General features: G+C 27.6%; 7 protein-coding genes and 1 other annotated feature. All 7 genes read left to right on the forward strand.

Going from position 1 to position 7,879, the window contains the following annotated elements; translation table 11 throughout:
• Window positions 1-106: 106 nt before the first annotated feature.
• The 7 genes from ABHC41_RS07230 to ileS all read left to right on the forward strand — a co-directional run bounded on the left by ABHC41_RS07230 (window position 107) and on the right by ileS (window position 7,546).
• The gene (locus ABHC41_RS07230) at window positions 107-1,195 is read left to right on the forward strand and encodes an HlyD family efflux transporter periplasmic adaptor subunit (RefSeq protein WP_166505895.1); all 1,089 of its coding nucleotides are present in this window, start codon (window positions 107-109) and stop codon (window positions 1,193-1,195) included.
• Window positions 1,196-1,203: 8 nt separating this feature from the next.
• Window positions 1,204-1,905: a YggS family pyridoxal phosphate-dependent enzyme gene (locus ABHC41_RS07235; protein WP_166505894.1), complete on the forward strand. Its 702-nt coding sequence runs from the start codon at window positions 1,204-1,206 to the stop codon at window positions 1,903-1,905.
• Between the two features lie 47 nt (window positions 1,906-1,952).
• Complete coding sequence (locus ABHC41_RS07240; protein WP_092924241.1) at window positions 1,953-2,405, forward strand: cell division protein SepF; 453 nt, start codon at window positions 1,953-1,955, stop codon at window positions 2,403-2,405.
• Between the two features lie 25 nt (window positions 2,406-2,430).
• Entirely contained in the window at window positions 2,431-2,691 is a 261-nt protein-coding gene (locus tag ABHC41_RS07245; RefSeq protein WP_166505893.1) for a YggT family protein, read from the forward strand.
• A gap of 12 nt (window positions 2,692-2,703) precedes the next feature.
• Window positions 2,704-3,489 (forward strand): YlmH/Sll1252 family protein, encoded by a 786-nt coding sequence (locus tag ABHC41_RS07250; protein WP_166505892.1) that lies wholly within the window; start codon window positions 2,704-2,706, stop codon window positions 3,487-3,489.
• 13 nt (window positions 3,490-3,502) lie between these two features.
• Entirely contained in the window at window positions 3,503-4,030 is a 528-nt protein-coding gene (locus ABHC41_RS07255; protein ID WP_166505891.1) for a DivIVA domain-containing protein, read from the forward strand.
• A gap of 70 nt (window positions 4,031-4,100) precedes the next feature.
• Window positions 4,101-4,334, forward strand: a binding site (T-box leader).
• 104 nt (window positions 4,335-4,438) lie between these two features.
• On the forward strand, window positions 4,439-7,546 hold the full coding sequence (gene ileS / locus ABHC41_RS07260; RefSeq protein ID WP_166505890.1) for an isoleucine--tRNA ligase: 3,108 nt from the start codon (window positions 4,439-4,441) through the stop codon (window positions 7,544-7,546).
• Window positions 7,547-7,879: the final 333 nt, after the last annotated feature.

Raw genomic sequence — 7,879 nt, forward strand, 5'->3', positions numbered from 1 at the left:
ATTAAATATACAAGCAAATATTTAAGATTTAGAATCACCACAATAAAAGGAAATATAATATTATTTGAAGAATTAATAAAGTACCTAGATTTAAAGGGGGAAAAGTATGAAAAATAAGAAAATATCTAAAATACTAATACTAGGAATAGCTATATATTTTGTATTTCAAATTAGTATATTTTTAATAGGTGAAAATACCAGGACTATGGCCGTTGAATTAGAAGATATGGAGCTAAAAATTAATACAAAAGGGCTTGTAATAAAAGATGAGAGTGTAATTGTATCAAATGCAGATGGAACGTTTAAAAATCTACATGAAGAAGGTGAAAAAGTACAAAAATCAGAAAATATAGGATATATATATAAGGATATAGATATAGAAAAAATAAATTCAGATATAGAAAACTTAGACAAAGAAATAAATAAGTTAAAGGAACAAATAGATAGTCAAGATAATAGTACATTAAAACATATCACAGCTAATCAGTTAGAAAATAGTAAAAATAAAAAAGCAATTCTAGAAAAAAAGGCAAAAAGTTCTACATCTTATGTAAAAGCTGATATATCAGGAGTAATATCTTATAAAATAGATGAAAATGAAGGAAAGTATAATACAGATAGTATAGATTATTTAACCAAAGATGATATAGAGAATACTAATAATAACTATACAGATATAAATTCAAATGATAAAAAAATTAAAGAAAATGATCCAGTATTTAAAATAGTTAATCCAAATGATGTATATATAGCAGTATGTATAGAAGAAAAATATAGGAAATATTTTGAAGTAGGTAATAAGATTGAAATATCTTTTAATGAAGAAATATTAGATGGTAAGGTCAATAAGGTTAAAAAAGATAATGATGATATCATAGTAATACTAAAAATAACTAGCCAAAATATAGGAATTTATGATACAAGAGTAGAAGAATTTGATATAATATATAAGCATATAGAAGGTTTTAAGATACCAAAGAAATCTATAAAATCAGTAGACAAGAAAAAAGGGGTATATATATTAAATCAGCAAACTAACAATATGGAATTTGTTGAATTAAGTGATGTTGCCTATGAAGCTGATGATTATATATTCGTAAAAAATGATAGTAGCGATAAAGAAAAAGTGATTGCATTGCATGATGAGGTTGTATTAAACCCAAATATTATAAATAAGAAAATAAAAATAAAGTAGGTGATAAAGTGTCAAGCGTAAAAGAAAATTTAGATATGGTAAGAGAAAAAATTAAAAATAGTTGTAATGTTTCTAATAGAAAAATTGATGAAGTAACTTTATTAGCAGTAACTAAGACTGTAGATGTAGATAAGGTTTTAGAAGCTATAGAAAATGGAGTTAAAGATGTTGGAGAAAATAAGCCACAAGAACTAGCTAGAAAGTATGAAGTTATAGGCGATAAAGTAAATTGGCATTTAATAGGAAGTTTACAAACTAATAAGGTAAAGTATATAATAGATAAGGTTTATATGATACACTCTTTAGATAGAATAGCTTTATGTGAAGAAATACAAAAAAGGGCAGAAAAGATAGATAAGACTATAAATTGTTTAGTACAAATAAATATATCAAAAGAAGAAAGCAAGCATGGTATATATAAAGAAGGTGCTATAGATTTTATAAAAGAAGTAGCAAATAATTATAATAATATAAAAATTAAAGGTCTTATGACTATGGCGCCTTTTACAGAAAATAAAGATGAAGTTAGAAAAGTATTTAGAGGATTAAAGGAATTAGCTGTAGAAATTGATAAGTTAAATATAAACAATGTTTCTATGGAATATTTATCTATGGGAATGAGCAATGATTATGAAATAGCAATAGAGGAAGGGTCTAATATAGTTAGAGTTGGAACCTCTATATTTGGAGCCAGAAATTACGATAAGTAGATTATATGAATTTAAAATTTGATTAATAAATAAGGAGGAAGTCAATAATGGGAGATAACATGATAACTAAGTTTAAAAATTGGTTTATAGAGGAAGATGAAGATTATATCGAAGAAGAAGAAATAATTGAAGATGAACTAGATATGGAACCAGAAATTGGAACAGCTATAAAAAATACTAACATAGTAAAGTTACATACTAACACTCAAATGAAGGTTGTAATAGTAGAACCTAAAAAATACGATGAAGTTACAACTATAGCGGATCATTTAAAGAGTAAGAGAACTGTAATAGTTAACTTAGAAAATTTAAAAGATCCAGTTGCTAAGAAGTCTATATTTGACTTTATGAATGGAGCTGTATATGTTTTAGAGGGAAGTATACAAAAAGTATCTAAAGCTATATTTATACTTGCACCAAATAATGTAGATATAGATGCAAATTTAAAAAAGGAATTAGAAAACAGCAAGACACTTTTCCCTTGGCAAAATAATAAATAAAATATAAAAGTAAAGGGGTTAAATAATGAGTACTATAGGATTGGCTTTATATTATCTATTTGATATATTATCTTGGATAATAATTATAAAGAGTTTAATGTCTTGGTTTCCTAATGGGATGGGAAGTAAGTTATACTATATATTAAATAATATAACAGAACCAATAGAAGGTCCTATAAGGTCTATAATGTATAAGTACAATAGTGGACCGGTAGATTTTTCACCAATGATAGCAATATTAGTATTAATGTTACTAAAGAGGGTGGCACTAATCGTGTTCTATTAAGAGGAGATAATAGTGGACAGGCTAAAACTAACTAATCATATTAAGGATATAGAATTAAAAAATAAAATGTTTAAGGTTATAGATAAAGCTAATGCCACAATGAAAAATTATGATGTAAGACAAACGGAATTTTTAAATCCTTATGAAATCAAAAATGCTATTGCTATTTTGAATTCTTATAGTGATTTAAAATACTCTGTTGATGGTGGACATAAAGAGGCTGAAAGAAGTAAAATATTTATATATCCATTTTATATGGAATATGAAGATATAGATGATAACCTTAAATTTATACAAGTAGAAGGTAATTTTAAGTTTAAAAGCATATCACATAAGGACTATTTAGGGTCTCTTATGGGTCTTGGTATAAAAAGAGAGATGATAGGAGATATTATTATACACGATAGCTTTTGCCAAATAATTGTAAGTTGTGATATATGTGATTTTATAATTATGAACTTACAAAAAGTTTCGACAAATAGTGTTTCAGTGTATGAAATATCAAGAGAAGATATAATAGAAAGCTCATTAAATTATAAAGATATATCATTTACAGTATCATCAAGTAGGCTAGATTGTATTATAAGTGGATTATATAATATATCAAGACAAGAAAGTTTAAAATACATAAATGCAGAAAGAGTTTTTGTTAATTATGAAAAGATAACATCTGCATCTAAAGAAATAGAAAATAATTCACTAATATCAGTTAGAGGTAAAGGTAGGGCAGTAATATCTAAAATAGGAGATATTACTAAAAAAGGCAGAATAAAAGTTTGTGCTAAGTTAATAATATAGGAGGGAGAAAAGCATGCTTACTCCAATAGAAATAGAAAATAAGGAATTTAAAAAAGGAATAAGAGGATACAGAGAAGAAGAGGTTGATGAATTTTTAGATGCAGTTAAGGAAGATTATGAACATCTATGTAGAGAAAATTCAGACCTTAAAGAAAAAGTAAGATTATATCAAGATCAAATAAACAAATATGAAAATATAGAAGAAACATTAAAAGCTACACTTATAAGAGCTGAAAGTGTTGCAGAAGATACTTGTACTGCTGCAAATAAAAAAGCTAAGATAATAGTAGAAGAAGCTGATTTAAAAGCAAGACAAATAATTGAACAAGCTAATAATCAAGTAATAGAAATAAGAAAAGAATATAATGAAATGGTAAAAGAATTTAAAGTATTTAGAAATAAATTTAAATCTTTACTAGAAGATGAAATAAGAAGTATAGATGAAATATTCTATAATGTTGATGAAAATGATATGAGAGCTTTTGAGACAACATTATTTGATATGCCAATAGAAAAAGAGGCAGCAGCTACATTAGATTAATATAAAATAAAAAGTAATTGACTATTTTAATGATTTGTTATAAAATCTCATATTATAAACAAAAATATAAATAAAAGCTATGATGGAGACAGTAAGCTTTAGATAATTTTACAGAGAGTTGGGTTGCTGAGAACCAATAAATTTATAAAGTGGAAAATCACTCCGAAGCTGCAGGCTGAAAAAGTATTTGATTAAGCTGTGCCGGTAAAGTGCCGTTATACTATTTGAGTGCTATACATAAGTAAAGTGTATTTTATATATGTATAGAATTAGGGTGGTAACGCGATTAATACTCGTCCCTTGTTTTAGGGGGGCGAGTTTTTTAATACAAAAAATTAAAATGTAAATTAGTTAGGTTTAAACATTCTAACAAAATTTAGATAACAATTAATATGAAAGGGTGATACTATGTCAAAGTTTAAGTCATTAGTTGACTCTTCTGTAAAGCAAGCAGAAGCAGAAGTTTCTAAGTATTGGAATGATATAAACATACTTGAGAAAACTTTAGAAAAAGGGAAAAATGATCCAAGTTTCGTATTCTATGAAGGTCCTCCAACAGCAAATGGAAACCCAGGAATACACCATGTTATAGCTAGAACATTAAAAGACTCTGTTTGTAGATACCAAACTATGAATGGAAAGCAAGTAAAAAGAAAAGCTGGTTGGGATACACATGGTCTACCTGTTGAAATACAAGTAGAAAAGGAATTAGGTTTATCTGATAAGCAAGAAATAGAAGCTTACGGAATAGATAAATTTAATCAAAAGTGTAGAGAGTCTGTTTTCACTTATGAAAAACAGTGGAGAGATATGACTGAGAGAATGGCATACGAAATAGACTTAGATAATCCATATATAACTTTAGATAACAACTATATAGAATCTGTATGGTGGATATTAAACAAGTTTAACAAAGAAGGATATGTATACGAAGGGCATAAGATACTTCCATATTGTCCAAGATGTGGAACTGGTCTTGCATCTCATGAGGTTGCACAAGGATATAAAGAAATAAAAAATAATACAGTAATAGCTAAGTTTAAAAGAAAAGATGCTGATGAGTATTTCTTAGCATGGACAACTACACCTTGGACATTACCATCAAACGTTGCATTAACAGTAGGTCCTGAAATAGACTACATAAAAGTTAAGCAAAATGATGAAGTTTATTATGTAGCTAAGGCTTTAGCTAACAAGGTTTTAGGTGAAGACTACGAAGTATTAGAAGAAATGAAAGGTAAAGATTTAGAATACATAGAGTATGAACAATTAATGCCTTTTGTTGAAGCTGATAAAAAAGCATTCTTCTTAACTTGCGGAGACTACGTTACAACTGAAGATGGTACAGGTATAGTACATACTGCACCAGCATTTGGTGAAGATGACTACAACTTAGGTAGAAAGTATGATTTACCAGTACTTCAACCAGTATCTGAAGCAGGTAAATTTACAACTACTCCATGGGAAGGAAAATTCGTTATGGAAGATGGAGTAGATGTTGAAATAATAAAATGGTTACACGGTGAAAATAAATTATTTAGCAAAGAAAAAGTAGCTCACAATTATCCTCACTGCTGGAGGTGTCAAACTCCACTTTTATACTATGCTAAGCCAAGCTGGTATATAGAAATGACAAAATTAAAAGACCAATTAATAGCTAACAATAAGACAGTTGAATGGTATCCAAACTTCGTTGGTGAAGGTAGATTTGGAAACTGGTTAGAAAACTTAAATGACTGGGCTATATCAAGAAGTAGATATTGGGGTACTCCACTTAATATATGGAAGTGTGAATGCGGACATAGAGATTCTGTAGGTTCAAGAGAAGAATTAGCTCAAAAAGCTATAGAAGAAGTAGATCCTAAAACAGTAGAACTTCACAGACCATATGTTGATAATATACATCTAAAATGTGAGTGCTGTGGTAAGCCTATGACAAGAGTAACAGATGTTATAGACTGTTGGTTTGACAGTGGTTCGATGCCATTTGCTCAACATCATTACCCATTTGAAAACAAGGAAAACTTTGAAGAATTATTCCCAGCAGATTTCATCTGTGAAGGTATAGACCAAACTAGAGGATGGTTCTATTCATTACTTGCTATATCAACATTTGTTATGGGGAAAGCTCCATACAAGAGAGTTTTAGTTAATGACCTTGTTTTAGATAAAGAAGGTAAGAAGATGAGTAAGTCTAGAGGAAATACAGTAAATCCATTTGAATTATTTGACCAATATGGAGCAGATGCCTTAAGATGGTACTTATTATACGTATCTCCACCATGGACTCCAACAAGATTTGATGTTGATGGATTAAAAGAAGTTCAAAGCAAGTTCTTAGGAACTATGAAAAATGTATATAACTTCTTTGCTTTATATGCAAATACTGATAATATAAATCCAACTGACTTCTTTGTAGAATACAAAGACAGACCAGAATTAGATAGATGGATATTATCTAAGTTTAACAACTTAAAGAAAGAAGTAGAAGAAAACTTAGAGATATTTGAATTAAACAAAACAGTTAGAACTATTCAAGAATTTATAAACGAAGATTTATCTAACTGGTATATAAGACGTTCAAGAAGAAGATTCTGGGCGACTGAATTAACTGAAGATAAAAAATCAGTTTACAATACAACTTATGAAATATTAACAGAGCTTTGTAAGCTTATAGCTCCATTTACTCCATATATATCAGAAGAAATATACAGAAACTTAACTAATGAAGTTTCAGTACATTTAAGTACGTATCCAAAAGCTAATTTAGATTTAATAAACAATGAATTAGAAGAGAAGATGGACTTAGTTAAAAACCTAGTTACATTAGGTAGAGCATCAAGAGAAGCTACAAGAATAAAGGTACGTCAACCAATACAAAAAGTATTAGTAGATGGTAAGTTTGAAGCTACTATAAGTGATGTTGTAGACTTAATAAAAGAAGAACTTAACGTTAAAGAAGTTGTATTTGCAAAAGATTTATCTGAATATATGAACTTTAGCTTAAAACCAAACTTTAAAGTTTTAGGACCAATACTTGGTGCTAACATGAAGTTCTTTGCTGGTGCATTAAATAAATTAAATCCAAATGAAGTTGTTCCTAAATTAGAAAATGGTGAAAGTTTTGCTGTTGATATAAACGGAGAAAACTTTGAATTTAACAAAGACCATGTTTTAATAAACATATCAGCTAAAGAAGGATTTAATGTAACTATGGAAAACAACTTATTTGTTATATTAGATACAACATTAACAACACAGTTAATAGAAGAAGGATATGCAAGAGAATTTATATCTAAGATACAACAAATAAGAAAATCTAATAACTTTGATGTTTTAGATAACATAGTTATAGAATTTAATTCAGATGATGAAATAGCTAAAGCTGTAGAAAATTATGATGAATATATAAAATCAGAAACATTAGCTGTAGAAATAAATAGAGTAGAAGATGAAACTTTAGAAAGTCATAATTTAAATGACCATATGACTGGAATAAAAGTTATAAAGAAATAATTTAAAAAGTACCTCTTGATGAAGTATTTCATTAAGAGGTACTTTTTTACATACAAGAAAATTATTATATTAAGCATAAACCTATTGATAATTCATGAAAATAAGATATATCAATAGGTTTAAAAATATAAAAAATAATAATCTTAGCAACGGACAAAGTCGTTGGCAGCATAAGTGAAGCAAATTTTTTATATAAAAGTTAATTAAAAGCTTTTTAGAAATTAATTAGATTAAAAATATTATTAAATTTAGAATATAAAATTATATTGAAAATCCTAATAATATAAAAGAAATGGAAAATATTTAATAATATAAATATAAAGATAAGTATTA

The sequence above is a fragment of the Romboutsia sp. 1001216sp1 genome (assembly GCF_039841805.1).
Lineage (GTDB): Bacteria > Bacillota > Clostridia > Peptostreptococcales > Peptostreptococcaceae > Romboutsia_C > Romboutsia_C hominis.

Excerpts from the sequence above, each read along its gene's own strand:
- ABHC41_RS07255 (WP_166505891.1), top strand. The coding sequence starts at position 3,503 with ATGCTTACTCCAATAGAAATAGAAAATAAGGAATTTAAAAAAGGAATA.
- ileS (WP_166505890.1), top strand. The coding sequence starts at position 4,439 with ATGTCAAAGTTTAAGTCATTAGTTGACTCTTCTGTAAAGCAAGCAGAA.
- ABHC41_RS07245 (WP_166505893.1), top strand. The coding sequence starts at position 2,431 with ATGAGTACTATAGGATTGGCTTTATATTATCTATTTGATATATTATCT.
- ABHC41_RS07230 (WP_166505895.1), top strand. The coding sequence starts at position 107 with ATGAAAAATAAGAAAATATCTAAAATACTAATACTAGGAATAGCTATA.
- ABHC41_RS07240 (WP_092924241.1), top strand. The coding sequence starts at position 1,953 with ATGGGAGATAACATGATAACTAAGTTTAAAAATTGGTTTATAGAGGAA.